Source organism: Nocardiopsis sp. NPDC055824 (assembly GCF_053616335.1).
Map to the genome: position 1 here is coordinate 1 of NZ_JBSHDN010000074.1, position 23,796 is coordinate 23,796.

The 23,796-nt window shown below is 71.9% G+C and carries 25 protein-coding genes; 10 read left to right on the top strand and 15 right to left on the bottom strand.

Annotated features, from left to right (window positions below; translation table 11 throughout):
• Positions 1-130: 130 nt before the first annotated feature.
• Together meaB and ACWGL3_RS16605 are read right to left on the bottom strand one after the other, a co-directional pair.
• Positions 131-1,078: a methylmalonyl Co-A mutase-associated GTPase MeaB gene (meaB, locus tag ACWGL3_RS16600; protein ID WP_452461493.1), complete on the bottom strand. Its 948-nt coding sequence runs from the start codon at positions 1,076-1,078 to the stop codon at positions 131-133.
• Between the two features lie 246 nt (positions 1,079-1,324).
• Positions 1,325-2,512 (bottom strand): acetyl-CoA C-acetyltransferase, encoded by a 1,188-nt coding sequence (locus ACWGL3_RS16605; protein ID WP_267946319.1) that lies wholly within the window; start codon positions 2,510-2,512, stop codon positions 1,325-1,327.
• An 86-nt stretch (positions 2,513-2,598) separates the two neighbouring features.
• Here ACWGL3_RS16605 and mce point away from each other — a divergent pair, with 86 nt between their 5' ends.
• Positions 2,599-3,057 carry a methylmalonyl-CoA epimerase gene (gene mce / locus ACWGL3_RS16610; protein ID WP_267946320.1) on the top strand — a complete coding sequence of 153 codons (459 nt, stop codon included), beginning with the start codon at positions 2,599-2,601 and terminating at the stop codon, positions 3,055-3,057.
• A 424-nt stretch (positions 3,058-3,481) separates the two neighbouring features.
• Positions 3,482-4,765: a DivIVA domain-containing protein gene (locus ACWGL3_RS16615; protein ID WP_267946321.1), complete on the top strand. Its 1,284-nt coding sequence runs from the start codon at positions 3,482-3,484 to the stop codon at positions 4,763-4,765.
• Between the two features lie 296 nt (positions 4,766-5,061).
• On the opposite strand, the gene ACWGL3_RS16620 is transcribed toward ACWGL3_RS16615, so the two are convergent.
• The 3 genes from ACWGL3_RS16620 to ACWGL3_RS16630 all read right to left on the bottom strand — a co-directional run bounded on the left by ACWGL3_RS16620 (position 5,062) and on the right by ACWGL3_RS16630 (position 7,549).
• Positions 5,062-5,802: an alpha/beta hydrolase gene (locus ACWGL3_RS16620; RefSeq protein ID WP_267946322.1), complete on the bottom strand. Its 741-nt coding sequence runs from the start codon at positions 5,800-5,802 to the stop codon at positions 5,062-5,064.
• Between the two features lie 120 nt (positions 5,803-5,922).
• Entirely contained in the window at positions 5,923-6,252 is a 330-nt protein-coding gene (locus ACWGL3_RS16625; protein WP_267946323.1) for an ATP/GTP-binding protein, read from the bottom strand.
• An 82-nt stretch (positions 6,253-6,334) separates the two neighbouring features.
• Complete coding sequence (locus ACWGL3_RS16630; protein WP_267946324.1) at positions 6,335-7,549, bottom strand: 3-hydroxyacyl-CoA dehydrogenase; 1,215 nt, start codon at positions 7,547-7,549, stop codon at positions 6,335-6,337.
• A 239-nt stretch (positions 7,550-7,788) separates the two neighbouring features.
• On the opposite strand from ACWGL3_RS16630, the gene nucS reads away from it, so the two are divergent.
• The 8 genes from nucS (at position 7,789) to ACWGL3_RS16670 (ending at position 15,945) form a co-directional block, all read left to right on the top strand.
• Complete coding sequence (gene nucS / locus ACWGL3_RS16635; RefSeq protein WP_267946325.1) at positions 7,789-8,466, top strand: endonuclease NucS; 678 nt, start codon at positions 7,789-7,791, stop codon at positions 8,464-8,466.
• Between the two features lie 174 nt (positions 8,467-8,640).
• Positions 8,641-9,516, top strand: a complete 876-nt coding sequence (locus ACWGL3_RS16640) for an ABC transporter ATP-binding protein (protein ID WP_452461494.1) — start codon at positions 8,641-8,643, stop codon at positions 9,514-9,516.
• A complete protein-coding gene (locus ACWGL3_RS16645) occupies positions 9,513-10,370 on the top strand; it encodes an ABC transporter permease (RefSeq protein WP_267946327.1) in 858 nt (285 codons plus the stop codon). The genes ACWGL3_RS16640 and ACWGL3_RS16645 overlap by 4 nt, the downstream gene beginning before the upstream one ends.
• Positions 10,367-11,695: a sensor histidine kinase gene (locus ACWGL3_RS16650; protein WP_267946328.1), complete on the top strand. Its 1,329-nt coding sequence runs from the start codon at positions 10,367-10,369 to the stop codon at positions 11,693-11,695. Before ACWGL3_RS16645 ends, ACWGL3_RS16650 begins: the two co-directional genes overlap by 4 nt.
• Complete coding sequence (locus tag ACWGL3_RS16655; RefSeq protein WP_267946329.1) at positions 11,692-12,327, top strand: response regulator transcription factor; 636 nt, start codon at positions 11,692-11,694, stop codon at positions 12,325-12,327. Before ACWGL3_RS16650 ends, ACWGL3_RS16655 begins: the two co-directional genes overlap by 4 nt.
• Positions 12,328-12,411: 84 nt before the next feature.
• Positions 12,412-13,101: a DUF1707 SHOCT-like domain-containing protein gene (locus ACWGL3_RS16660; RefSeq protein ID WP_267946330.1), complete on the top strand. Its 690-nt coding sequence runs from the start codon at positions 12,412-12,414 to the stop codon at positions 13,099-13,101.
• A 339-nt stretch (positions 13,102-13,440) separates the two neighbouring features.
• Entirely contained in the window at positions 13,441-14,868 is a 1,428-nt protein-coding gene (locus ACWGL3_RS16665; RefSeq protein WP_267950495.1) for a M28 family peptidase, read from the top strand.
• Positions 14,869-15,348: 480 nt separating this feature from the next.
• The gene (locus ACWGL3_RS16670) at positions 15,349-15,945 is read left to right on the top strand and encodes a cob(I)yrinic acid a,c-diamide adenosyltransferase (protein ID WP_452461495.1); all 597 of its coding nucleotides are present in this window, start codon (positions 15,349-15,351) and stop codon (positions 15,943-15,945) included.
• 100 nt (positions 15,946-16,045) lie between these two features.
• On the opposite strand, the gene ACWGL3_RS16675 is transcribed toward ACWGL3_RS16670, so the two are convergent.
• From ACWGL3_RS16675 to atpE, 10 genes are all read right to left on the bottom strand, one after another.
• On the bottom strand, positions 16,046-16,561 hold the full coding sequence (locus ACWGL3_RS16675) for a hypothetical protein (protein ID WP_267946332.1): 516 nt from the start codon (positions 16,559-16,561) through the stop codon (positions 16,046-16,048).
• A gap of 51 nt (positions 16,562-16,612) precedes the next feature.
• On the bottom strand, positions 16,613-16,909 hold the full coding sequence (locus tag ACWGL3_RS16680) for an MTH1187 family thiamine-binding protein (RefSeq protein ID WP_267946333.1): 297 nt from the start codon (positions 16,907-16,909) through the stop codon (positions 16,613-16,615).
• Between the two features lie 47 nt (positions 16,910-16,956).
• A complete protein-coding gene (locus tag ACWGL3_RS16685) occupies positions 16,957-17,457 on the bottom strand; it encodes a DUF2550 domain-containing protein (RefSeq protein ID WP_267946334.1) in 501 nt (166 codons plus the stop codon).
• A gap of 29 nt (positions 17,458-17,486) precedes the next feature.
• Entirely contained in the window at positions 17,487-17,876 is a 390-nt protein-coding gene (locus ACWGL3_RS16690; RefSeq protein ID WP_267946335.1) for a F0F1 ATP synthase subunit epsilon, read from the bottom strand.
• A gap of 134 nt (positions 17,877-18,010) precedes the next feature.
• Complete coding sequence (gene atpD / locus ACWGL3_RS16695; protein WP_267946336.1) at positions 18,011-19,453, bottom strand: F0F1 ATP synthase subunit beta; 1,443 nt, start codon at positions 19,451-19,453, stop codon at positions 18,011-18,013.
• A gap of 5 nt (positions 19,454-19,458) precedes the next feature.
• Complete coding sequence (locus tag ACWGL3_RS16700) at positions 19,459-20,379, bottom strand: F0F1 ATP synthase subunit gamma (protein WP_267946337.1); 921 nt, start codon at positions 20,377-20,379, stop codon at positions 19,459-19,461.
• 3 nt (positions 20,380-20,382) lie between these two features.
• Positions 20,383-22,023, bottom strand: a complete 1,641-nt coding sequence (gene atpA, locus ACWGL3_RS16705; protein ID WP_267946338.1) for a F0F1 ATP synthase subunit alpha — start codon at positions 22,021-22,023, stop codon at positions 20,383-20,385.
• A 65-nt stretch (positions 22,024-22,088) separates the two neighbouring features.
• Positions 22,089-22,913, bottom strand: a complete 825-nt coding sequence (locus ACWGL3_RS16710) for a F0F1 ATP synthase subunit delta (RefSeq protein WP_267946339.1) — start codon at positions 22,911-22,913, stop codon at positions 22,089-22,091.
• Positions 22,913-23,455 (bottom strand): F0F1 ATP synthase subunit B, encoded by a 543-nt coding sequence (locus ACWGL3_RS16715; RefSeq protein WP_267950496.1) that lies wholly within the window; start codon positions 23,453-23,455, stop codon positions 22,913-22,915. The genes ACWGL3_RS16710 and ACWGL3_RS16715 overlap by 1 nt, the downstream gene beginning before the upstream one ends.
• A gap of 55 nt (positions 23,456-23,510) precedes the next feature.
• Positions 23,511-23,738 (bottom strand): ATP synthase F0 subunit C, encoded by a 228-nt coding sequence (atpE, locus tag ACWGL3_RS16720; protein ID WP_267946340.1) that lies wholly within the window; start codon positions 23,736-23,738, stop codon positions 23,511-23,513.
• Positions 23,739-23,796: the final 58 nt, after the last annotated feature.

The window sequence follows — 23,796 nt, forward strand, 5'->3', positions numbered from 1 at the left end:
GCCGTCCGCGGCGGCCCCGTCGCCGCCCCCGGGTCGGCGCCCCACCGACGCCGCCCGGCCGCGGAGGCCGCGCCCGGCCGTGTCGGACGGCCCCGACCGCCGCACGGCGGGGCGGGCGCCCCCGCACGCCCTACGCCCCGAGCTCCTCCAACAGCACCTCGGCAGCGGCGTACGGGTCGCTCCGCCCCTCGGCCACCTCCCGGGCGAGCGCGTCCAGGCCGGTCTCCTCCCCGAGGCCGCCCAGACGGGAGCGCAGGCGCTCCAGCACGATCGCCTGGACCTCGTCCCTCGCCCGGGCCCGGCGGCGCACGGCCAGCCCGCCGGTCGCCTCCAGGTGGGCGAAGTGCTCCTCCACCCGCTCCCACAGCTCGGCGACGCCCTCGTCCTCCGCCGCGACGGTCATGACGATCGGCGGCTTCCACTCGTCGTCGGCGCGGTCCTTCATCGCGACCATCTGGCGCAGCTCGCGCAGGGTCACCCTCGCCCCGTCCCGGTCCGCCTTGTTCACGGCGAACACGTCGGCCACCTCCAGCACGCCGGCCTTCGCCGCCTGCACCGCGTCCCCCATGCCGGGCGCGGACAGCACCACGGTCGTGTCGGCCCGGCCCGCGATCTCCACCTCGGCCTGGCCCACGCCCACCGTCTCGACCAGGATCACGTCGAACCCGGCGGCGTCCAGCACCCGCAGCGCGTGGGGGGTGGCCCAGGACAGCCCGCCCAGGTGTCCCCTGTTGGCCATGGAGCGGATGTAGACGCCCGGGTCGGTGGCGTGCTCCTGCATCCGCACGCGGTCGCCGAGCAGTGCGCCCCCCGTGAACGGGGACGAGGGGTCCACCGCCAGGACGGCCACGGTCAGGCCCTTGGCCCGCACGGCGCGCACGACGGCGTTCGTGGTCGTGGACTTGCCCACGCCCGGCGAGCCGGTGAACCCGACCACCCTCGCGCGCCCGGTGCCGGGGGCCAGGCCCGCCATGATCGCGCTCAGTTCCTCGGCGCCGTTCTCGACGAGGGTGATCGCGCGGGCCAGGGCCCGGCGGTCACCTCCCCGGACCCGTTCGACCAGCTGGGGGGCGTGCATGGGACTCCTAGGTGTCGGCAGGAGCAGGACGGGGCGAGGGCTCGTGGCCCCCGCCCCGCCGCTGTCGGGTGCGTCGCGCGCTCCGGGGCTCCCCCGGGCGCGGTGTGTCTTCGGAACAGTGTCTTCGGATGCGCCGCCCCCGCCGGGATCCGCCACGCGGGCGGCCGGGGGTCGCCCGGGACCGCGCGCGGGCCGGGGGCGGGCGTCCGGCCCCTGTGGCGCACGGGGCGCACGGGGCCGGGCGCGCTACTCGGCGGGAACCGTGAACAGCAGGGCGTCGCCCTGGCCGCCGCCCCCGCACAGGGCCGCGGCGCCGAACCCGCCTCCGCGGCGGCGCAGCTCGTTGACCAGGTGCAGCGCGATGCGGGCCCCGGAGGCGCCGATCGGGTGGCCGATCGCGATCGCGCCGCCGTTCACGTTGACGATGTCCTCGGAGACGCCCAGGTCCCTGATGGACTGCAGGCCCACCGCGGCGAACGCCTCGTTGATCTCGATCAGGTCCAGCTCCTCCACGGACCTCCCGGCCTTGGCCAGCGCGTGCCGGATCGCGTTGGACGGCTGGGAGTGCAGCGAGTTGTCCGGGCCCGCGACGTTCCCGTGGGCGCCGATCTCGGCGAGGACCGGGACGCCCAGCTCCTCCGCCCTGGCCCGGCTCATCACGACCACCGCGGCGGCGCCGTCGGAGATCTGGGACGACGAGCCCGCAGTGATGGTGCCCTCGCTGTCGAAGGCCGGGCGCAACTTGCCCAGCCCCTCCGCCGTGGTGCCGGGCCGCACGCCCTCGTCGGCGGCGAACACGACCGGGTCGCCCTTGCGCTGGGGGATCTCCACGGGGACGATCTCCGCGTCGAAGTACCCCGCCTCCGCCGCTGCGGCGGCCCGCTGGTGCGAGCGGGCCGAGAACTCGTCCTGCTCGCGGCGGCCGATGCCGAGCTTGGCGTTGTGCCGCTCCGTGGAGGCGCCCATGGAGTCGCCCTCGAAGGCGTCGGTCAGACCGTCGTGCGCGGTCGCGTCCAGGACCTCGATCGACCCGTACTTGTAGCCCTTGCGGGACTTGGGAAGCAGGTGCGGGGCGTTGGTCATGGACTCCATGCCCCCGGCCACCACCACGTCGAACTCGCCCGCGGAGATGAGCTGGTCCGCGAGGGCGATCGCGTCGAGGCCCGACAGGCAGACCTTGTTGATCGTCACCGACGGCACGCTCATGGGGATGCCCGCCTTGACGGCGGCCTGGCGCGACGGGATCTGCCCGGCGCCGGCCTGGAGCACCTGTCCCATGACCACGTATCCGACCTGTTCGCCGCTGATGCCCGCGCGTTCCAGGGCGGCCTTGACGGCGAAGCCGCCGAGATCGGCGGCGGAGAACCCGGCGAGGGAGCCGAGGAGTCTGCCGGTGGGGGTACGCGCCCCACCGACGATGACGGAACCGGGCATCGTAACTGGCCTCCAAGTGATGGGTGACGCACCTGGTCTGCAACGATACCCACACCGCCGTCCTCGACCCTCGGGAGGTTCACGACATGGGCGAAGCACCCGGCCCGGCCAGCGCGTTCCCCGGCCTCACCCGCCTCGACCACGTGGGGATCGCGTGCCGCGACCTCGACGCGTCCATCGCGTTCTACAGGAGGACCTACGGCTTCGAGGTGGAGCACGAGGAGGTGAACGAGGAACAGGGCGTCCGCGAGGCCATGCTCCGGATCAACGGCACGGACGACGGGGGCGCCACGTATCTGCAACTGCTCGAACCCACCCGCGACGACTCCCCGGTCGCGAAGTTCCTGGAACGCAACGGCGAGGGGGTGCACCACATCGCCTTCGGCACGTCCGACGTCGCGCGGAGCGCCGAGGGGATCGGCGCACGCGGGGTGCGTGTGCTGAACCCCGAGCCCCGCACCGGGACGGCCGGGTCCAGGATCGTCTTCCTCCATCCGAAGGACAACGGGGGCGTGCTCACGGAGTTGGTGCAAACCGCGCACTGACGCGGACGCGATTCCGAAACGACGTCACAAGGGCGTTCCGGACACATCACATCTTGAGTTCCAGCCGCACGGCTGACCTCAGACCCCGGCGGAAGTTACACGAAACCCTCTTCCCAGGGGTTCCACGCTTGATAAAGTCGGCTAGCTGCCGGATGTGTTTTCCGGAGCTGGTCCATGTCTTGCAGTCCGGTGGTCGAGCCGGGTGGGCCGTCACACCGTGCCGCCGTGTCGTGATGGCATGGCGTACGCGGACGACATCGGAGGCGGTCAGGGGCTGCCGGCCCGCCGCACCGGTCCACCGCCCCCCCCGGTTCGCGCACCCCCTCCGGACACGCCCGTCCACCGGGGACGGCGCCACCGCCCCCATGCCGTCCCCGGTCCGTTTGCAAGTTAGCCGTCTCGCACCCGTTCAGGATTCCGCCACATGCCGTCAAACAACATTGACACCCAGCTCAACAACATCTTCGACGAAGACAACACCCCGCCCGAATTCGACGTGGTGCTGCGTGGCTATGACCGCACCCAGGTGACGGACTACCTGGACGGCCTGCGCAACGAGGTCAAGCAGAACAGCAAGCAGATCGAGAAGTTCAAGGCCGAGCTCACCTCCAAGAACCGTCAGCTCCAGGAGCGGGAGCGCCCCTCCTACTCCGGCCTGGGCTCGCGGATCGAGGAGCTGCTGCGCCTCGCGGAGGAGCAGGCCAACGAGCTGGTCCAGAGCGCGCAGATCGACGCCAACGACATCCGCTCGGCCGCCAAGATCGAGGCCGCGGAAATGCGCGCGGCCGCCGAGTCCGAGGCCACCGAGGTCCGGACCCTCGCCCAGCGCGAGGCCGACGAGCTGCGGCAGACCGCCGAGGCCGAGGCCGAGGAGATCAGCACCACGGCCCGCCGCGAGGCCGACGAGCTGGCCTCCACCACCGAGCGCGAGGTCCAGAAGAAGCGCTCCGCGGTCGACCACGAGATCGCCGAGAAGCGCGCCACCTTCGAGGGCGAGATCGCCAAGCTGCGCACGACCACCGAGCGCGAGTGCGCCCAGGCCCGTGCCGCCGCCAAGCGCGAGCGCGACGAGACCATCCAGTCGGCCAAGAGCCAGGCCGAGGAGCTGCGCAAGAACGCCGAGCGCGCGTTCGCCGAGTCCGAGGCCCGCCGCACCGAGACCGAGGACCAGTTCGAGCTCCAGCTGGCCGACCGCCGCGCCGAGGCCGAGCGCCAGGACGCCGAGCGCCTGGCGGCCGCCCAGGCCGCCACCCAGAAGATGGTCAACGAGGCGGAGGAGCGGGCCTCCAGCGCCGAGCAGCGCGCCACCAAGGCGAGCCAGCAGGCGGAGCAGACCCGCCGCGACGCCGAGAACCACGCCAAGCAGCTGGTCGGCAACGCCAAGAAGAACGCCTCGCAGATCGAGGCCGAGGCCAAGTCGAAGTCGGAGCACCAGCTCAGCGACGCCAAGGCCGAGGCCAACCGGATCATGACGGCCGCCCGCAAGGAGGTCGACGAGCTCAACCGCCAGCGCGACAGCATCCAGTCGCACCTCCAGCAGCTGCGCCAGCTGCTCGGTGGCGGCGCCGCCCCGGCTCCGGCCCCGGTCGCCCCCGCCGCCCCGGCCCCCGCCGCGATCGCCCACCAGGAGCCCGCCGCGGCCGAGGAGACCAAGCAGCCGGCGCACTCCGGCAAGGGCGCCGACGACGAGGACTGGTGGCAGGAGTAGCGCCCAGGCCGCACCGCGGCCGCCGCGTCCCCGCCCCGGGCGGAGCCGGTGAGCGCATGGAAGGGCCCGCCTCCCCCCGGGGAGGCGGGCCCTTCGCCGTCGAAGGCCCGTGACCTGCCACGCGGCCGGCGGTGACGGCACGTTCCGCCCGTCCGTCCGGGCCCGCGCGGGCCGAGGCCGACGTGACCACCGGGGCCGGAGCAGCCGCAGGGGTCGATGTGACTCAAGAGGCCCCCGGGATCGAGAACGCCTCCACGGGGAGACGTACGACTCATCTCCCCCGCGGGGGTCCGCTCCTACGCGAGGGTGCGGACGTCCTTCTCGTAGGGGCCGTCCCACTCGGTCGGCAGCGGGTACGCCTCCGGGCTGACCCTTCTGACGATCTCGTCGAGCACCCGGCGCACGTACGGCTCGCCCACCCACAGGTGCTTGGCCCCGTCCACACCGATCACCTCGGCCTGCGTGAGCGGCTTGAACCGCTCCCTGGCCTCGGCCGGGCGCAGGTAGTCGTCGTGCTCGGGGACCAGGGCCACCACCGGCTTGCCGGTCTCGGCCCACGCCGCCATGTCGGACTCGTCGGCGCGGTGCAGCGGCGGGGACAGCAGGAGGGCGCCCCGCACCTGCGGGTCTGCGCCCCACTTGAGGGCCAGCTCGGTGCCGAAGGACCAGCCGAGCAGCCAGGGCTCGGGCAGGCCCTCGAACTCCGTGAACTCGATGGCCGCGACCACGTCGTGGCGCTCGGTCTCGCCCTCGCCGAACTCGCCCTGGCTGGTGCCGTGGCGCGACGTCGTGCCGCGCGTGTTGAACCGGAGCACCGCGACGCCGGCCAGTGCGGGGAGCCGGAACGACGCCTTGCGCAGGACATGGCTGTCCATCATGCCCTCGGCGGTGGGCAGCGGGTGCAGGCACACCAGCGTGGCCACCGGGGCCCGGTCCTCGGGCAGGGCCAGCTCACCGACCAGCTCCAGGCCGTCGGCGGTGTGCAGGGTGATGGGTCGTCTCACGGCGGGCAGCACCGTGGTGGCTCGAATCTCCATGGCTCCTCGTCTCCTGGGTGGGTGGGCGCCCCGCGCGGCGGGCCTGCCGACGCGGGCCCGCGGGAGGCGGACCGGGGCGGGGCGGGGCGGACCGGGGGCGGGTCCTCCGGGCGGCCGGGCTCAGCGGCGCGGGGCCCGGGGGGAGCGGTGCGAACGCCGGTCCCAGCAGGAGGAGTGCCAGTGGCGCCGGTCCCCGCCGTCGCCGTAGGGGCGCCAGGCCACCACGTGGGGCATGCCGGACGGGATCTCCTGCGCGCAGCCGGGGCACCGGTAGGCCTTGACGGCGGACGCCCCGGGGATACGACGTGTGACCCACTCCCCGTCCGGGCCGGCCTCGCGGCGCTGCCCGCCGGTGACGCGCAGCATGAGTGCGTCCTCGTCGGGGACCCCACCGGAGGAGTCACGGCCCCGGGTGGGTTTGCGGCGGGGGGAGTTTCGTCGCGGGCTCACACCGTCCAGGGTAGGAGAGAAACGGCAGTGGCCGCCGTCACACCGGCGACGGCGGCCACTGCGTGAGCGGGCCCGGAGCGGATCAGCCGTGGCAGGCGCAGCCGCCGCCGTGGCCCTGCCCCTCCTCGGCGTCGGGCAGCTGGTCCATCAGGAGCGGTGCGGGCACCGCGATCGTGGTCAGGCTGTACTCGCCCATCGCCATCAGGGTGGTGACCACGGACTCCGCGCCGCGGTCCGCCAGGAGCTCGGTCGGACCCTTGGGGTAACCGCAGCCGAACCGCATCGCGGTGTCGACGTCCTTGGCCGAGGCGTAGCCGTCGCCGATCATGCGCAGGGCGTCGTCGATCTGCGGGGCGATGAGGATCTCCCCGAGGTCGAGGGTCTCCTCGTCCCGGATCATCTCGGCGTAGCGGCTCTCGGCCCGGGGCTCCGGCTCCTCGGAGCGGCCCTCGTGGAAGCCCAGGCCGGTCTTGCGGCCCAGCTGTCCCGCGGCGACCATGCGGCGCAGCAGCGGCGAGGCGGTGAAGCGCGGGTCGCGGTACTCCTCCCACAGGACGTCCATGACGGCGAGGCACACGTCCAGGCCGACCAGGTCGGCGAGGGCGAGCGGCCCCATGGGCAGGTCCGCGGCCTTCTTGGCGGCGGCGTCGATCTCCGCGCGGGTGGCGATCCCCCGCTCGTACAGGCGGACGGCGTCGTTGATGTAGGGCACGAGCAGCGCGTTGGCGACGAACCCGGCACGGTCCCCGACCGCCACGGGCGTCTTGCCGATGCGCTTGGCGACCTCGGTGACCACGTCGACGGTCTCTTCGCCGGTGGACACCGTGGTGATCACCTCGACCAGCTTCATGACCGGCGCCGGGTTGAAGAAGTGCAGACCGACGACCTTCTCGGGCCGTCCGGTGAGCGCCGCGATCTCGGTGACCGACAGGGACGACGTGTTGGTGGCCAGGATCGTCCCGGGCGGACAGATCCTGTCCAGGTCCGCGAAGACGTCCTTCTTGACGTCCATCCGCTCGGGGACGGCCTCGACGACGAAGTCCGCGTCGGCGAGATCCTCCCGCGAGGTGGTGAACGTCAGGCGGGCGTCGATCCCGGAGCGTTCCTCCTCGGTGAGTTTGCCCTTGCTGACCGCGCGCGAGAGGGACTTGTCCATGTGACTGCGGCCGCGGTCGACGGCGGCCTGGTCGATCTCGACCCCGATGACGTTGAACCCCGCGCGGGCGAACACCTCTGCGATGCCCGCGCCCATCGCGCCGAGTCCGACGACACCGACCTTGTCAAATTCCTGCACCATACGCCCAAGACTAAAGGGCGGGACCCCGTGGACGGCGCACGGGATGCCCCGGGCGGGCACTGCGTGCCGCGGGCGGCGCCGAAGCGCCGGCGCCGAGGCGCTCCCCGCCTCCGGCGCGCCGCGGCCGCGTCCGGCCCCGGACACGGGGAGGAGGGCCCCGGACCCGTCCGGGGCGGCCGCTCCCGGCGGGAGGGCGGTTCGGGTCCGCCCGCCCGCCGGAGGCGGTAACGTGGCGTTTCGTGCGTCTCGTCATCGCTCGGTGCAGCGTCGACTACGTCGGCCGGCTCACCGCACACCTGCCCATGGCTCCCCGGCTGATCCTCATCAAGGCCGACGGGAGCGTGTCCATCCACGCCGACGACCGGGCGTTCAAACCGCTGAACTGGATGAACCCGCCGTGCAAGCTCCGTGAGGAGACCGTCGAGGACGGGCCGGACCTGTGGACCGTCACCCACGGCAAGTCCGGCGAGAAGCTGGTGCTGACCGTCGAGGAGGTCATGCACGACACCTCCCACGAGCTCGGCAAGGACCCCGGCCTCCAGAAGGACGGCGTCGAGGCCCACCTCCAGGAACTGCTCGCCGAGCACATCACCACGCTGGGCGAGGGCTACACGCTCATCCGCCGCGAGTTCCCGACGGCGATCGGCCCGGTCGACATCCTGTGCCGCGACGCGGGCAACGCCACGGTGGCCGTCGAGCTGAAGCGCCGGGGCGACATCGACGGCGTCGAGCAGCTCACGCGCTACCTGGAACTGCTCAACCGGGATCCGCAGCTCGCCCCCGTGCGCGGCGTCTTCGCGGCTCAGGAGATCAAACCCCAGGCCCGCGTCCTGGCCGAGGACCGCGGCATCTCCTGCGTGGTGCTGGACTACGACGCGCTGCGCGGTATCGAGCCCGACGTCCTGCGCCTGTTCTGACCCCCTCCCGGCCGCCGCCCGCGGCGCCGGACCCCACCCGGCTCTCCGAGGCCCCCGGCGACACCCGCCGGGGGCCTCCGCCGTGCCCGCCCCGCCGCCGTCGTCCGATCGGAGGACCCCCGGCGGCCCGGCGGCCGATACCCCCGGCGGCCCCGTGCCGGAAGAGTCGGTCCCATGAGCGGAGAAGCGATCGAGGTACGCGGCCTCACCAAGAGATACGGGGACGACACAGCCGTGGCGGGCGTCGACCTGACCGTGCACCGCGGCGAGGTGTTCTCGTTCCTCGGCCCCAACGGCGCGGGGAAGTCCACCACCGTCGAGATCCTGGAGGGCTTCCGGCGCAGGGACGGGGGCTCCGTCCGCGTCCTCGGCGAGGACCCGGGCACGGCCGGGCGCGTGTGGCGGTCGCGGATCGGCGTCGTCTGGCAGCAGGAGACCCAGGTCCCCGCGCTCCCGGTACTCGACCTGGTCCGCCACTTCGCGGGCTACTACCCCGAGAGCCACGACCCCGACGAGGTGGTCGAGCGGGTCGGCCTGGCGGAGAAGGCCAAGGCGCTGCCCTCCTCCCTGTCCGGCGGACAGCGCCGCCGGCTGGACGTGGCCCTCGGCATCGTGGGCCGTCCCGAACTCCTGTTCCTGGACGAGCCCACCACGGGGTTCGACCCGCAGGCCAGGAGGGACTTCTGGTCCCTCGTCCGCGAGCTCGCCGACGGGGGGACCAGCATCGTGCTGACCACCCACTACCTGGAGGAGGCGGAGGAACTCGCCGACCGCGTGTGCGTGATCGCGCGCGGGAGGGTCCGGGCCCTGGGCGATCCCGCCACCCTGGGCGGACGGGCCTCCGCCCGGGCCACGGTGCACTGGACCGTCGAGGGGCGTCGGCGCGAGACCGTCACCGACGAGCCGGCCCGGGTCGTGGGCGAGCTGTCCGCGTGCTTCGACGGCGAGGTGCCGGGGCTGAGCGTGCACCGCCCCACCCTGGAGGAGACCTACCTGGAACTGATCGGACAGGACGGCGGCGCGGAGGCCGCCGGGAGGAGCACCGTATGAGCACCGACACCGCGCCGGCCCCCGGGCCCGCCCCCTCCGGACCGGGGCACGCCCGTCGGCTGCCCGGCGCCCTGCGGATCGGCCTGTCCCGGGGACGGGTCGAGATCCGGTCGTTCAGCCGGGAGTGGGAGAGCCTGGTCTTCACGTTCAGCCTGCCCGCGCTGATCCTGGTCCTGTTCGCGTCCGTCTTCGACGGCATGTTCGACATGGGCATGCCCGCCGTCGACCACTACCTGCCGGGCATGATCGCCATGGGCCTCATGTCGGTGAGCTTCCAGCTCCTGGGCACCGGCATCGCCGGTGAGCGCGAGAACGGCGGGCTGCGCCGCCTGCGCGGCACGCCGATGCCGCCGAGCGCCTACTTCATCGGCAAGACCGTGCTGGTGGCCTTCCTGTCGTTCGGCCAGACGGTCCTCCTGCTGGGCGTCGCCGTCCTGGGGTTCGGCGCGCGGCTGCCCTCCGACGCCGGGTCGTGGGCCACCCTGGCGTGGGTCCTCCTCCTCGGCACCGTCTCGTGCGCCCTCCTCGGGATCGCGGTCAGCTCACTGGCCCGGTCCGCACAGGCGGCCTCCGCCGTGGTGGTCGTGCCCTTCCTCGTCCTGCAGTTCACGTCGGGCGTCTTCGTGCCGGTCGTGGCCCTGCCCGACTGGGTGGTGGACGCGGCGGGCCTCTTCCCCCTCCTGTGGATGGCCCAGGGCATACGGGCCGGGTTCTTCCCCGAGGAGATGGCCGCGCTCGAGCCCGGCGGCTCCTGGGACCTCCCCCAGGTGGCCCTGGCCCTGGGCACGTGGTGTGTGGTGGGCTTGGTCCTGACACTGGTGACGTTCCGGTGGAAGACGCGGAGGGACGGGTGAGCGACGTGACCGAGGCTGTCGCCGATCGGGACCGGGGCGCGGACGGCGACGGGCGGCCCGCCGTCGGGAAGGACCCCGGTGCCGGCGAGCGGCACGCGTGGGACCTGGGCGGCTGGTGGGACCTGTACTTCACCGGCACGATGCTCGGTATGGTCCTGCTCGCCCTGGTGAGCGGCGATCCGGACGGGCGCTGGCTGCCCGCGTCCCTGACGGCGGGCGTCATCGCCGTCTACTACGCGTACGGCAAGAGGCTGCTCCTCCTGGACGGTTCCGACTGGGACCTGCCCCGCTCGCTGGTGCTGAGCGCGCTCCTCCTCCTGTGCATCCTGCCCGCGGTGTTCCTCAACCCGAACCTGACCTTCATGCTCATCGCCGTCGCCCCGCTCTGCTTCATGACGTGCGGGTCCGCGGTGGCCGTCCCCACGGTCGCGGTCGTCCTGCTGCTGCCGGGACCGGTACGGGGGCTGGCCGGCACGGAGGAGTGGAACACGGTCCTGGTCACCGCGCTGGTCCACGGCGCGATCGTCGGATACGCCCTGTGGTCCGGGCGGTGGTTCGAGCTGATCGTGGAGCAGAGCTACGAGCGGTCCGAATTGATCGCCGAGCTCCGCGAGAGCCGCTCCGAGGCGGTCAGGCTGTCGGAGGAGTCCGGTGCCATGGCAGAGCGCGAACGCCTCGCCCGCGAGATGCACGACACCCTGGCGCAGGGGCTGACCAGCATCGTCGCCCTCACCCAGGCGGTGGAGTCGGAGCTGGACTCCGATCCCGCGACCGCGCGCCGCCACCTGGCGCTGATGCGCGAGACCGCCGCGGAGAACCTGGCGGAGGCGCGGGCGATGGTGGCGGCGCGCCAGCCGGCGCCCTTCGCCGCCGGGGACCTGGAGGCGGTCCTGGCGAGGATCACCGCGCGACTCGGCGACGAACTCGCCGCCACCGCGCACTCCAGGGTGGAGGGCTCCCCGGCGCATCTCACCAACGACCTGCAGATCTGCCTGCTGCGCACCGCGCAGGAGGCACTGTCCAACGTGCGCAGGCACTCCGGGGCCCGCCGTGTCGAGGTGGTCCTGGGCTACACGGAGGCGTGCGTCGAACTGACCGTCTCCGACGACGGACGCGGATTCGTCCCCGGGGAGGTCTCCGCGGGCCGCGGTCTCGCCAACATGGGGCACCGGGCGGCGAGTGTGGGCGGGACCCTGGACGTCGAGGCCGCCCCCGGTTCCGGCACTACCGTCCGCATGTCCCTCCCGTCGGCGGGGGCCTCCGTCCCCGGCCGAACCCTCACCGCCCCCACTTCCCCTGAGACACACGAGGAGCGCATACCGTGATCCGCGTCCTGCTGGTCGACGACCACCCGGTGGTCCGCGAGGGGATCCGCGGCATGCTCGGCGCCGAGCCGGACCTCAGCGTGGTCGGCGACGCGGCCTCCGGACCCGAGGCCCTGGCCCTGGTCGCCGCGCTCTCCCCCGACGTCGTCCTCATGGACCTGCGCATGCCCGGCGGCGACGGGGTCTCGGCCACCGAGCGCATCACCGCCGACCACCCCGGCGCGCACGTCCTGGTGCTCACCACCTACGACACCGACGGCGACATCCTGCGGGCCGTCGAGGCGGGCGCCACCGGCTACCTGCTCAAGGACACCCCGCGCGCGGCCCTGGCCGACGCGGTCCGCGCCGCGGCCCGCGGGGAGACCGTGCTCACCGGCCGGGTCGCGGGCAAGCTCCTGTCCGGGATGCGGCAGCGGACCGCCCCTCCCGCGGCCGTCCTGTCACCCCGCGAGACGGAGGTGCTGCGCCTGGCCGCCGAGGGCCGGACCAACGCGGCCATCGGCCGCGCCCTGCACATCAGCCAGACGACGGTGAAGACCCACCTGGTGCGGGTGTACGACAAGCTCGGCGTGGGCGACCGCACGGCGGCCGTCTCCCGGGCGATCCGCCGCGGGCTGCTCCCGGACCGGTGACTCCCGGGGAGGGAGGGGCGCTTCAGGGTCGGCTCAGGGATCCTCCCGGATGGCACGCGCGTGCCGCCGGGGAAGAATCGTCATATGGTGGACCCGATGAACGACGCCAATCCCCCCGAGCACGGTCGGCTGCGCGCTTCCGACGCCGACCGCGACTCCGTCGCGCACCGCCTGCGCGAAGCCCTCGCCGAAGGCCGCCTGGACCCGGACGAGCACAGCGAACGCCTGGACGCGGTCTACCGCGCCAAGACCATCGGCGAGCTCGTCCCCCTCACGGAGGACCTGCCCGCGACCGACGGCGGCCCCTCCTCCCTGACCCCCGTCTCCGGCGACTTCCGCTCGCCCCGCCCGATCTACGGCAGCGGCCGGGTCACCCCCCGGGCGACCCCCACCAGTACCGCCGCCGTGGCCGTGATGGGCGGCTCCGACCGCGCCGGGGCGTGGGTGGTCCCCAAGAACTTCTTCGCGCTCGCCCTCATGGGCGGCGTCGAACTGGACCTGCGCGAGGCGCGGTTCGTCCACCGCGAGACCACGATCTGGACCGGCTGTGTGATGGCCGGGATCGAGATCAAGGTCCCCGACGACATCCAGGTCCGCGTCCACGGGCTGCCGATCATGGGGGGCTTCGGTACCGAGGGCGGCGATCCGCCGAGCGTGGTGGACCCGGACGCGCCGATCGTGCACATCCGCGGCCTCGCGGTCATGGCCGGCGTGGGCGTGGTCTACAAGCGGCGCAAGCACCAGCGCAAGCGCGACCGGGGCGACGAGGACTGAGCCGCGCCCCGGGGGCCGGCCGCTGAACGATCGGTCCCTCCGGGGCTCCGCCACGGGCACAGTGCGCACCGAACGCGTAAGTTGCGTGGCTGATTGTGGCAATCAGGCTTGTCACTCCTTGCCGGGAACACCGTTCCGGTGACAGGCTGCAGCGAAACTTCGCCCACCAGAGGTGTCCACCCCCCCACGCCGCGGAGCGGTGGACCCCCGCACTCCGGAGGAAGACCGTTGCGCCCCACACACCGACGGGCCACGCTCGGCAGAGCGTCCGCCTTGGCATCCCCCTCCTCCCCCCGGCCCGGCGGGCGCACCGCCGCGGCGGGCCTCGCCGCCGTCCTCATGGCCTCCGGGGCCCTGGCGTCGGGCCCCGCCCACGCCGAGAGCGAGCCCGACCGCCTCGCCGACCTGGTCACCGCCGGCGCCGTCCGGGAGCACATGGAGAACCTGGACACCATCGCCGAGTACAACGGCGGCAACCGGGCGACGAACACCCCCGGATACGACGTCGCCGCCCTGTACGTGGAGGACCAGCTCGAACGCGCGGGGTACGAGACGTACCGGCACGAGTACGACTACGAGCTCTGGCGCGAGCAGTCGCCCTCCGTCCTGGCGCAGACCGCGCCCGGCGAGGCCGTCTACGAGGCCGATGTCGACTACGTCCCCATGAGCTACTCCGGCTCCGGGGACGTCACCGCCCCGGCCGTCGCCGTCAACGCGGACAGCACGGCGAGCGGGTGCTCCCCCGACGACTTCGCGGGCTTCCCCGAGGGCGCGGTCGCGATCACCGTGCGGGGCACCTGCCCCTTCTCCGAGAAGGTCCAGAACTCCGCCGACGCGGGCGCCTCCGCCGCCGTCGTGGTGAACAACGCGGACGAGGTCTTCCTCGGCACCATAGAGACCGTCTCCGCCATCCCGGCCGTGGGAGTGTCCGGGCTGACGGGCGCCGACCTGATCGCCGCCGACGGGCTCGAACTCCGGGTGAAGGTGGACGCCACCGTCTCCGCCGAGAGCTCCTACAGCGTCCTCGCCGAGACGGCGGAGGGCCGCGACGACAACGTCGTGGTCGTGGGCGCCCACCTCGACAGCGTCGAGGACGGCCCCGGCATCAACGACAACGGCAGCGGCACGGCGTTCGTGCTGGAGACCGCTATCCGCCTCGCCGAGCAGGCCGACCCGAACAACAAGGTCCGGTTCGCCTTCTGGGGCACCGAGGAGGAGGGCCTGGTCGGGTCGACCGAGTACGTGGCGGACCTGACGGAGCAGCAGCTGGAGGACATCGCCCTCTACCTCAACTTCGACATGATCGGCTCGCACAACTACGGCCGGTTCGTCCTCGACGGCGGCATGGAGCTGCCCGACTCCTCGGGAGCCCCCTCCGGGTCCGGGGCGATCGCCAAGGTCTTCGCGGACTACTTCGCCTCGCAGGACCAGGTGAGCGAGCCCGGCGTGCTGAGCGGGCGCAGCGACTACAGGGCCTTCATGGAGTCCGGCATCCCGTCCGGGGGGCTGTTCAGCGGCGCCGACGGCATCAAGAGCGAGGAGCAGGTCGAGTGGTACGGCGGCACCGCCGGTGAGGCCTTCGACCCGTACTACCACACGGCGGACGACACGATGGAGCACATCGACTGGGACTCGGTGGCGGAGCTGTCGGCCGCCGGCGCCCACGGCGTGGAGTTCTTCGCCGAGAGCACCCTTCCGGTCAACGGTGTGCTGAGGTCCTCCGCACCGGCCGAGCTGCCGCGCACGGGAGACGCCTGGCTCCGCTAGGCGGACGGGTCCGGGGTCCCCGCGGGGACTCCGGACCCCGGCGCCCCGGCCGGGGCGCCGCACATGGGGGCGGGCGGTGTGAACCCCCCGGTTTCACGCCGCCCGCCCCTCGCGGTGCCTCCCCCTGCGCGGCGGCCCCGGGTGGCCCCCTCTTCCCACCCGGGACTTGACGCGTAGAACACCACCGGAAACTACGTTGAGTAGCTCCCTTGTGTCTCAATGTATCAGTGAGGTGCATCACCTTCACCCCTTGATACTGAACAGTTATCCTCCGTGACGAACGGAGTGTGGGCGTCCCGCCCGCAGCCCGGGGCGGCGCTTCCGGTCGGCCCTCCCCGGCGGGCCCGCGGAGGCGGCGCCGGTGCGAGCGGGCCCGACCCGGCGCACCCGTGCCCGCCGACGGTTCCGCCGCCCGGACGGGCCGCGACCGGGGGACGTCGGCGCCGGAGCGGCGCGGGACCGCCGCACTAGGGTGGGGGCATGACCACACGGGACAAGGACAAGCCGGTCGTTCTGTCGAAGATCTACACGCGTACCGGCGACGCCGGTACGACGGCCCTCGGCGACATGAGCAGGACCGGCAAGAACGACACACGCCTCGTCGGCTACGCCGACACGGAGGAGGCCAACGCGGCCATCGGCGTCGCGCTGGCCCTGGGGGACGTCCCCGGGGACGTGCGCGCCCTGCTCGGCCGGGTGCAGAACGAACTGTTCGACCTGGGCGCCGACCTCTCCACGCCGATCGTGCCGGACCCGGAGTACCCGCCGCTGCGGGTCCTCCCCGAGTACGTCACCCGGTTGGAGGAGGCCTGCGACCACTACAACGCCGGTCTCCCCACCCTGCGCAGCTTCATCCTCCCCGGAGGCTCCCCCACCGTGGCGCTGATGCACACGGCGCGGATCGTGGTGCGCCGTGCGGAGCGCAGCGTGTGGGCCGCCGTCGAGGAGCACGGCAACACGGTCAACCCGCTCACCGCGCAGTACCTCAACCGGCTCTCCGACCTGCTGTTCATCCTCGGCCGGTACGTGGCGGACGAGGGCGACGAGGTGCTCTGGAAGCCCGGGGGCGAACGCTAGGACTGCTCCGCGGAGCGTTCCGGGCCCGCGGCGACCGGCGCAGGCGCCGAACCCGCCGACAGCACCCGCGGACCACGCACCGGCCCGTGTCCCGGCCGTCTCAGCACTCGGGCGGGAACTCCTCCTGCGGGACCGCCCCGGCGGCGGAGGCGCCGTCGGCCTCCGTGTACACCCCCTGCTCGGCGGCCAGCGCCCCGGTGGTGAAGGTGAGCGTCCCGATGTCGTGCTCGGCGGGCTCCCCGGGCTCCGCCTCGGCCGACCCCACGCCGAGGGTGTACTCCTCGTCCGGGGATTCCGGGCCCATCCTGTAGACGGCCCTGCCGTCCTCGTCGAGGATCTCCCAGTCCTCCCCCGGCGCGGCCAGGTCGACCTCCAGCTCGCTCCCCCCGAACTCGCGGGTGGCGACGAGGTGCAGGCTCCGGGACTCCCCCGCCAGGTCGATCTGGCGGGGCGGGTCGTCACCGCACCAGGTGACGATCACGACCGGGAACCGGTGCTGGGCGGTGAAGTGGCCCGTGGCCACAGCACCGACGTGGCCGCCGGACGGGTAGCAGCCGGCGAGCAGGGGCGCCAGGAGTAGCGGCGCGAACAGGACGCGGAATCGGGAAGTGGCCATGGAACCGCATACTGCCGTGTCCGACCGGTTCCGCGGAAGGACCCGGGGGCCTCAGGAGTCGCCGAGTTCCCGTTCGACGGCCTCGACCTTGCTGTGCAGGCCGTCCGAGACGCCCTCGCGGATGTCGGCCTTGAGGGTGAGGGACACCCGCGAGGAACCCTCGCCCGCGGCGGCGACGGCCCGCTTGACGACGTCCATCACCTCGTCCCACTCGCCCTCGACGCTGGTGAACATGGCTGTGGTCTCGTTGGGCAGCCCGCTCTCGCGTACGACCTTCACGGCCCGCGCGACGGCGGGGGCGACGGACTCGCCGGCCCCGAGCGGAGAGACAGAGAATGCGACGATCATGCGGCCATGCTAGGCACAGCACGGGTCGGATGTGAACCCTCTCGGGGTCACGCCTCCCACTGTGTCCCAGGGGGCATCGACTCCAGCCAGGACAGGAACCCCGTCAGGGCGCTCTCGCTCATGGCGATCTCGTACACCGCCTCCCGGGGCTCGCTGCCGTCCTCGGCGGCCCAGCCGATCCGGACGACGGTCACGTCCACGGGCAGGTGCTCGGTGTCCTCGCCGCTCGGGACCCGCCTCCCCACGACGACGAGGCCGCGGCGCGACAGGAACACTGTCGGCCGCGGCCTGAGGGAGAAGATGGGGAACCAGCCGAGGTTCTCCGTTCCGTACCGGCCGAAGCCGATACGCCAGGAGCCCCGGCGGCCCCGCCCGCCCGGTGTGCGCAGGTAGCACTCGACCGCGCCGCCCCGCTGGACGAGTACCCAGCGGCGCACGGTGACGGCGAGCACCACCGCGAGGAAGACGAAGAGCAGGGCGAAGAACACCCACTGCGCGGACCCCAGCCAGGAGCCCGGTCCCGCCTGAGCGGGAAGCGGTCGTTCCATGCCCACTGCCGTTCCGCCGTCCCGGTTCGCTAGGCGACGTCCTCGCCAGCAGCGCGCAGGCGGCTCCGAGCGCGGCCCAGGGCGACGGTGTCGCCGGCCTCGGTCGCGTTCTTCAGCGCCGTGCGCGCACGGTCCACATCGATGTCCTCGGCGAGCTCGGCGGTCTCGGCGAGGATGGAGACACGACCCTCACCCGAGACCGAGACGAACCCGCTGTGCGCGGCGGCCCGGACCTCTCCGGTCTCCCGCGCACCCAGTACGCGAACGACGGCGTCGTGGGCCAGCAGCGAGAGCACCGGGATGTGCCCGGGCTGGACGCCGATCTCGCCCTCGACGGTCTTCGCGATGACCATGTCGCCCTCGCCGGCCCAAATCTCACGTTCGGGCGAGACGATCTCGACGAAAAGCTTCTTCGACACTGCCACAAACTCCTCGGCTAGCGGGTGGGTTCGGCCGGGCCGGCCCCGACGTGTTGTCGTTCGGGACCGGCCCGGCCGGAGAAACTGTCCCGCCCGTCGCCCGCCACCACCCTGAACGGACGCTTCGCGCGGTTCTAGCCCTGAAGCTGCTTGGCCTTCTCGACCGCCATGTCGATGTTGCCGACGTCGAGGAAGGCCTGCTCGGGCAGGTGGTCGTACTCACCGTCGCACAGGCCCTTGAAGGAGGCGATGGTCTCCTCCAGGGGGACGAACACGCCCGGGGTACCGGTGAACTTCTCGGCCACGAACATGTTCTGCGACAGGAAGCGCTCGATGCGGCGGGCGCGGTTCACGACGATCTTGTCCTCTTCGGACAGCTCGTCCATACCGAGGATGGCGATCTGGTCCTGGAGGTCGTTGCTCCGCTGGAGGATCTCCTTGACGCGCTGCGCCACCTGGTAGTGCTCCTCGCCCACGTACTGCGGGTCGAGGATGCGGGAGGTGGACGTCAGCGGGTCCACCGCCGGGTAGATGCCCTTCTGCGAGATCGGGCGGGAGAGCTCGGTCGTCGCGTCCAGGTGGGCGAAGGTGGTCGCCGGCGCCGGGTCGGTGTAGTCGTCCGCGGGCACGTAGATCGCCTGCATCGAGGTGATCGAGTGACCGCGGGTCGAGGTGATCCGCTCCTGGAGCTGACCCATCTCGTCCGCCAGGTTGGGCTGGTAGCCCACGGCCGAGGGCATGCGGCCCAGCAGCGTGGAGACCTCGGAGCCCGCCTGGGTGAAACGGAAGATGTTGTCGATGAAGAGGAGCACGTCCTGGTTCTGGACGTCGCGGAAGTACTCCGCCATCGTCAGAGCGGACAGGGCGACCCGCAGACGGGTGCCCGGGGGCTCGTCCATCTGGCCGAAGACGAGAGCGGTGTCCTGGAGGACCTCCATCTCGTCCATCTCCAGGAACAGGTCCGTACCCTCACGGGTGCGCTCGCCGACGCCGGCGAACACGGACACACCGCCGAAGTTGCGGGCGATACGGGTGATCATCTCCTGGATCAGCACGGTCTTGCCGACACCGGCGCCACCGAACAGACCGATCTTGCCACCGCGCACGTACGGGGTGAGGAGGTCGATCACCTTGATGCCCGTGACCATCATCTCGGTCTTGGACTCGAGCTGGTCGAAGGACGGGGCCTTGCGGTGGATCGGCCAGCGCTCGGTGACGCCGAGCTCCTCCGCCGACACGTCCAGGGGCTCGCCCAGGGTGTTGAACACGTGGCCCTTGACGAGGTCGCCGACGGGCACGCTGATGGGCGCGCCGGTGTCGCGCACCTCGGCGCCGCGGACGAGGCCGTCCTGCGGGGCCAGGGAGATGGTCCGCACCAGGTTGTCACCCAGGTGCTGGGCGACCTCCATGGTGATGGTCTTGGCCTTGCCGCCGACGGTCACGTCGGTGTGCAGGGCGTTGTAGATGGCGGGCAGGGAGCCGACGGGGAACTCCACGTCGACGACCGGCCCGGTCACCCGGGCGATACGGCCGGTGGCGGTGCCAGCCCCAGCCGTCTCTTCAACTGTCGCAGTCACTTTTGCTACTCACTTCCTGCGCTGGCAGCGGAGAGGGCGTCGGCACCGCCGACAATCTCACTGAGTTCGTTGGTGATCTCGGCCTGGCGCGCCTGGTTGGCCAGGCGTCCCAGGTTCTTGACGAGGTCCTCGGCGTTGTCCGTGGCGGCCTTCATGGCCGCACGGCGGGACGCCTGCTGGGAGGCGGAGGCGTCGAGGAGCGCGAAGTAGATCCTGTTGGTCACGTACTGCGGGAGCAGGGCGTCCAGCGCCTCCTCCGCGGACGGCTCGAACTCGTACAGCGGCAGCGGCTCACTTCCGTGGGCGGCCTCGAGTTCGCTCTCGTCGCTCTCCTCGACCTCCAGCGGCAGCGCGCGGACGGTGCCGGCCCGCTGGGTCAGCATCGAGACGAACTCCGTGGAGACCACGTGGATCTCGTCGACGCCGCCGTCGGACGTGTCCGCCAGGAACTTCTCAATGAGGGCGGAGCCGATCTCCTGGGCGTGCGCGTAGGTCGGACGCTCGGTGAAGCCCTCCCACTGCGCCTCGATCGGACGATCGCGGAACTTGTAGAAGGCCACGCCCTTGCGGCCCACCATGTAGGTGAGAACCTCCTTGCCCTGCTCCCGGAGGAGCTGGGTGAGGGATTCCGCCTCCTTCAGCACGTTGGCGGAGAAGGCGCCGGCCAGGCCCTTGTCACTGGTGATGACCAGGACGGCAGCGCGGGTCGGGTTCTCGGACTCGGTCAGCAGCGGGTGGTCCGACACCCGGCTGGCCAGGGCCGAGACCGCCCGGGTGATCTCCCGCGCGTAGGGCCCAGCAGCCTCAGCCGCACGCTGCGCCTTGGTGATGCGCGTCGTGGCGATGAGCTCCATCGCGCGGGTGATCTTCGCCATCGACTTCGTCGAGCGGATCCTCCGGCGATAGACGCGAAGCTGTGCACCCATGGGTTACTTCCCGCCCTTGGCGACCTTGATGGTCTCCTGGCCGACCTTCTCCTCGGAGAGCGCCTCGGCCTCGGCCTCGGTGCCCAGGAGGGAGCCCGCGGAGGTCTGGAAGCCCTGCTTGAACTTCTCCAGGGCCAGGTCGAGCGACTTCTCGGTCTCGGACTCGAACTTGCCGGTGTCCCGGATCGTCTCCAGGATGCCGGCGTGCTCGCGGCCGAGGTGCTCCAGGAAGTCGTCCTCGAAGCGGCGGACGTCCTCGACCGGGACGTCGTCGACACGGCCGGTGGTACCGGCCCAGATCGACACGACCTGCTGCTCCATGGAGTAGGGCGAGTACTGGCCCTGCTTGAGGAGCTCCATCAGACGGGCGCCGCGCTCCAGCTGCTGCTTGGAGACGGAGTCCAGGTCCGAGCCGAAGGCGGAGAAGGCCTCGAGCTCGCGGTACTGGGCCAGGCCCAGGCGGAGGGTACCGGAGACCTTCTTCATCGCCTTGGTCTGCGCCGCGCCACCGACACGGGAGACCGACACGCCGACGTTGATGGCCGGACGCTGTCCCTGGTTGAACAGGTCGGACTCCAGGAAGACCTGGCCGTCGGTGATGGAGATGACGTTGGTGGGGATGTACGCCGAGACGTCGCCCGCCTTGGTCTCGATGATCGGCAGCGCCGTCATCGATCCGCGGCCCATCTCGTCGGAGAGCTTCGCGCAGCGCTCCAGGAGACGGGAGTGCAGGTAGAAGACGTCACCGGGGTAGGCCTCACGGCCCGGCGGGCGGCGCAGCAGCAGCGACACCGCACGGTAGGCCTCGGCCTGCTTGGTGAGGTCGTCGAAGACGATGAGGACGTGCTTGCCCTCGTACATCCAGTGCTGGCCCAGGGCCGAACCGGTGTAGGGGGCCAGGTACTTGAAGCCGGCCGCGTCCGACGCCGGGGAGGCGACGATCGTGGTGTACTCCATCGCGCCGGCCTCTTCGAGGGCGCCGCGCACACCCGCGATGGTCGAGCCCTTCTGACCGATCGCGACGTAGATGCAGTGCACCTGCTTGTCGGGGTCGCCCGACTCCCAGTTGGCCTTCTGGTTGATGATCGCGTCGATGCAGACCGCGGTCTTGCCGGTCTGACGGTCGCCGATGACCAGCTGGCGCTGGCCGCGGCCGATCGGGGTCATCGAGTCGATCGCCTTGATACCGGTCTGGAGCGGCTCGTGGACCGGCTTGCGCTCCATCACCGAGGCGGCCTGGAGCTCCAGCTCACGCCGCTCGGTCGACTCGATCTCGCCCTTGCCGTCGATGGGGGCGCCCAGGGGGTCCACCACGCGGCCGAGGAAGTTGTCACCCACCGGCACCGAGAGGAGCTGGCCGGTGCGACGCACCTTCTGCCCCTCCTCGATGCTGGTGAAGTCGCCCAGCACGACGACACCGATCTCGCCGACCTCAAGGTTCTGGGCCAGACCGAGGGTGCCGTCCTCGAACTTCAGCAGCTCGTTCGCCATCGCCGAGGGAAGGCCACCGACGCGGGCGATGCCGTCACCGGAGTAGGTGACGGTACCGACCTCTTCCGCGCGGGTGGCTTCAGGCTCGTACGACTGGACGAAGCGCTGTAGCGCGTCCCGGATCTCGTCCGGCCGGATCGTCAGCTCCGCCATCTCTACGTTGTCCTTGCTCTCAAATGGCGCCGGGCTGGCGCCGTGCGTGCTTGCCTTGCGTACTGTCAGCCGGCCAGGCGGCGCTGGACCTCGGCGATACGCCCGGCGATGGTCCCGTCGATGACCTCGTCACCCACCTGGATGGACAGGCCCCCCACGATCTCGGGGGCGACCTCGGTGTTGAGGTGGATGTCGCGGCCGTAGGCGCGCGAGAGCGCGGCCCCGAGCCGGGACTGCTGGCTCTCGCTCAGGGCGACGGCGCTGCGGACGACGGCCACGTAGCGCTTGGCGCGCTCCGAGACGAGTCCCCCGAAGTGGTCCAGCGCCTGCTCCAGCGTACGTCGCCGGGGTCGGGTCACCGCCTCGCCGACCAGCGTCAGCGTCGCGGCGTTCACCTTGCCCGAGAGCAGGCTCTCCAGGAGGGAGAGGCGCTGCTCGGGGGCGACCCCCTCACGGGTGAGGGCGTCGCGCAGCTCGGGCTGGGCGGCGACGATCCGCTGGAAGCGGAACAGCTCGTCCTCCAGCTCGTCGAGCGCCGAGGCGTTCTGGAGCGCGGCGACGGTCGCGTAGACCGCCATCCGCTCCATCGCGTCCACGAGGTCGCGCGGACCGGACCACTTCGCCGAGACCACGTCGCCGGCCACGATGACCGTGGACGGGGAGACCTTGGTCTCCAGCAGCTCGCCGATCAGCTCGGTCTTGCGCTCTGCCGGGTTCGCCTGGTCGGCGAGCCACCGGCGGAGCGAGTGCTGGCTCCCGAGAAGGGCGACGACCTCGAAGAGCTCGCTGCCCAGGGAGACACCACTCTGCGCGGTGCCGACCGACGCCAGGACGTTCTCGTCCAGGCGCCGGGTCACCTCGACCAGCGACGTGCGGCTGATACCACGCATCAGCGCACCTCTGCTTGCTGCGTGCTCTGGCTCTGCTCCAGCTCGTCCAGGAACCGGTCGATGACGCGGTTCTGGACGGCGCTGTCGCTGAGGGTCTCACCCACGATGCGACCGGCCAGGTCGGCGGACAGGCCGCCGATCTCGCCGCGCAGCTGCACCATGGCCTGCTGGCGGTCGGCCTCGATCTGGGCGTGGGCCGCCTCGACGATGCGGCGCGCCTCGGCCTGGGCCTCCTCGCGCGCCTCGGCGATGATCGCCGCCCGCTGCTCCTTGGCCCTCTCGAGCTCCTGGGCGGACTCGCGGTGCGCCTCCTCGAGCTTCTCGCGGTACTGCTGGCGGATCTCCTCGGCCTCGGCCTCGGCGCGCTTGGCCCGCTCGATGCCGCCCTCGATGGCGTCATGACGCTCGTCGAGGACCGCCATCACCTTGGGAACCGCCTTGCGGGCCACAAAGAAGTAGACCACGGCGAGCGCGATCGCACCGAAGGTGAACTTCACCCAGTCGATCCGCAGAATGTTGTAATCGGCTGCCAACTCCACCAACATGGTCAGCCCTCCTTCGCGTCAGTTGCCATCAGAAAACGGTTGGCAAGTTCGACTAGCCCTGGGGAGCGGCGAAGGCGAGGACGAAGCCAAGGATCGCCAGGGCCTCGATGAGGGCGAAGCCGAGGTAGATGTTGGTCTGCAGCGGGCCGCGGGCCTCGGGCTGGCGGGCGATGGCCTGCATGCCGAGACCGAACACGATACCGACACCAATACCGGCGCCGATGACGCTGATGCCGTAGCCGATGGTGTTGATGTTGCCGGTGATCGCAGCGATGTCCATTGATGTTTCCCTTTACTCGACGTCCGGCGTTGCTCGTCGCAATTGGTCAGTTCGCCGG

Excerpts from the sequence above, each read along its gene's own strand:
- meaB (WP_452461493.1), bottom strand. The coding sequence starts at position 1,078 with ATGCACGCCCCCCAGCTGGTCGAACGGGTCCGGGGAGGTGACCGCCGG.
- ACWGL3_RS16605 (WP_267946319.1), bottom strand. The coding sequence starts at position 2,512 with ATGCCCGGTTCCGTCATCGTCGGTGGGGCGCGTACCCCCACCGGCAGA.
- mce (WP_267946320.1), top strand. The coding sequence starts at position 2,599 with ATGGGCGAAGCACCCGGCCCGGCCAGCGCGTTCCCCGGCCTCACCCGC.
- ACWGL3_RS16615 (WP_267946321.1), top strand. The coding sequence starts at position 3,482 with ATGCCGTCAAACAACATTGACACCCAGCTCAACAACATCTTCGACGAA.
- ACWGL3_RS16620 (WP_267946322.1), bottom strand. The coding sequence starts at position 5,802 with ATGGAGATTCGAGCCACCACGGTGCTGCCCGCCGTGAGACGACCCATC.
- ACWGL3_RS16630 (WP_267946324.1), bottom strand. The coding sequence starts at position 7,549 with ATGGTGCAGGAATTTGACAAGGTCGGTGTCGTCGGACTCGGCGCGATG.
- ACWGL3_RS16640 (WP_452461494.1), top strand. The coding sequence starts at position 8,641 with ATGAGCGGAGAAGCGATCGAGGTACGCGGCCTCACCAAGAGATACGGG.
- ACWGL3_RS16645 (WP_267946327.1), top strand. The coding sequence starts at position 9,513 with ATGAGCACCGACACCGCGCCGGCCCCCGGGCCCGCCCCCTCCGGACCG.
- ACWGL3_RS16660 (WP_267946330.1), top strand. The coding sequence starts at position 12,412 with ATGGTGGACCCGATGAACGACGCCAATCCCCCCGAGCACGGTCGGCTG.
- ACWGL3_RS16665 (WP_267950495.1), top strand. The coding sequence starts at position 13,441 with ATGGCCTCCGGGGCCCTGGCGTCGGGCCCCGCCCACGCCGAGAGCGAG.
- ACWGL3_RS16670 (WP_452461495.1), top strand. The coding sequence starts at position 15,349 with ATGACCACACGGGACAAGGACAAGCCGGTCGTTCTGTCGAAGATCTAC.
- ACWGL3_RS16675 (WP_267946332.1), bottom strand. The coding sequence starts at position 16,561 with ATGGCCACTTCCCGATTCCGCGTCCTGTTCGCGCCGCTACTCCTGGCG.
- ACWGL3_RS16680 (WP_267946333.1), bottom strand. The coding sequence starts at position 16,909 with ATGATCGTCGCATTCTCTGTCTCTCCGCTCGGGGCCGGCGAGTCCGTC.
- ACWGL3_RS16685 (WP_267946334.1), bottom strand. The coding sequence starts at position 17,457 with ATGGAACGACCGCTTCCCGCTCAGGCGGGACCGGGCTCCTGGCTGGGG.
- ACWGL3_RS16700 (WP_267946337.1), bottom strand. The coding sequence starts at position 20,379 with ATGGGTGCACAGCTTCGCGTCTATCGCCGGAGGATCCGCTCGACGAAG.
- atpA (WP_267946338.1), bottom strand. The coding sequence starts at position 22,023 with ATGGCGGAGCTGACGATCCGGCCGGACGAGATCCGGGACGCGCTACAG.
- ACWGL3_RS16710 (WP_267946339.1), bottom strand. The coding sequence starts at position 22,913 with ATGCGTGGTATCAGCCGCACGTCGCTGGTCGAGGTGACCCGGCGCCTG.
- atpE (WP_267946340.1), bottom strand. The coding sequence starts at position 23,738 with ATGGACATCGCTGCGATCACCGGCAACATCAACACCATCGGCTACGGC.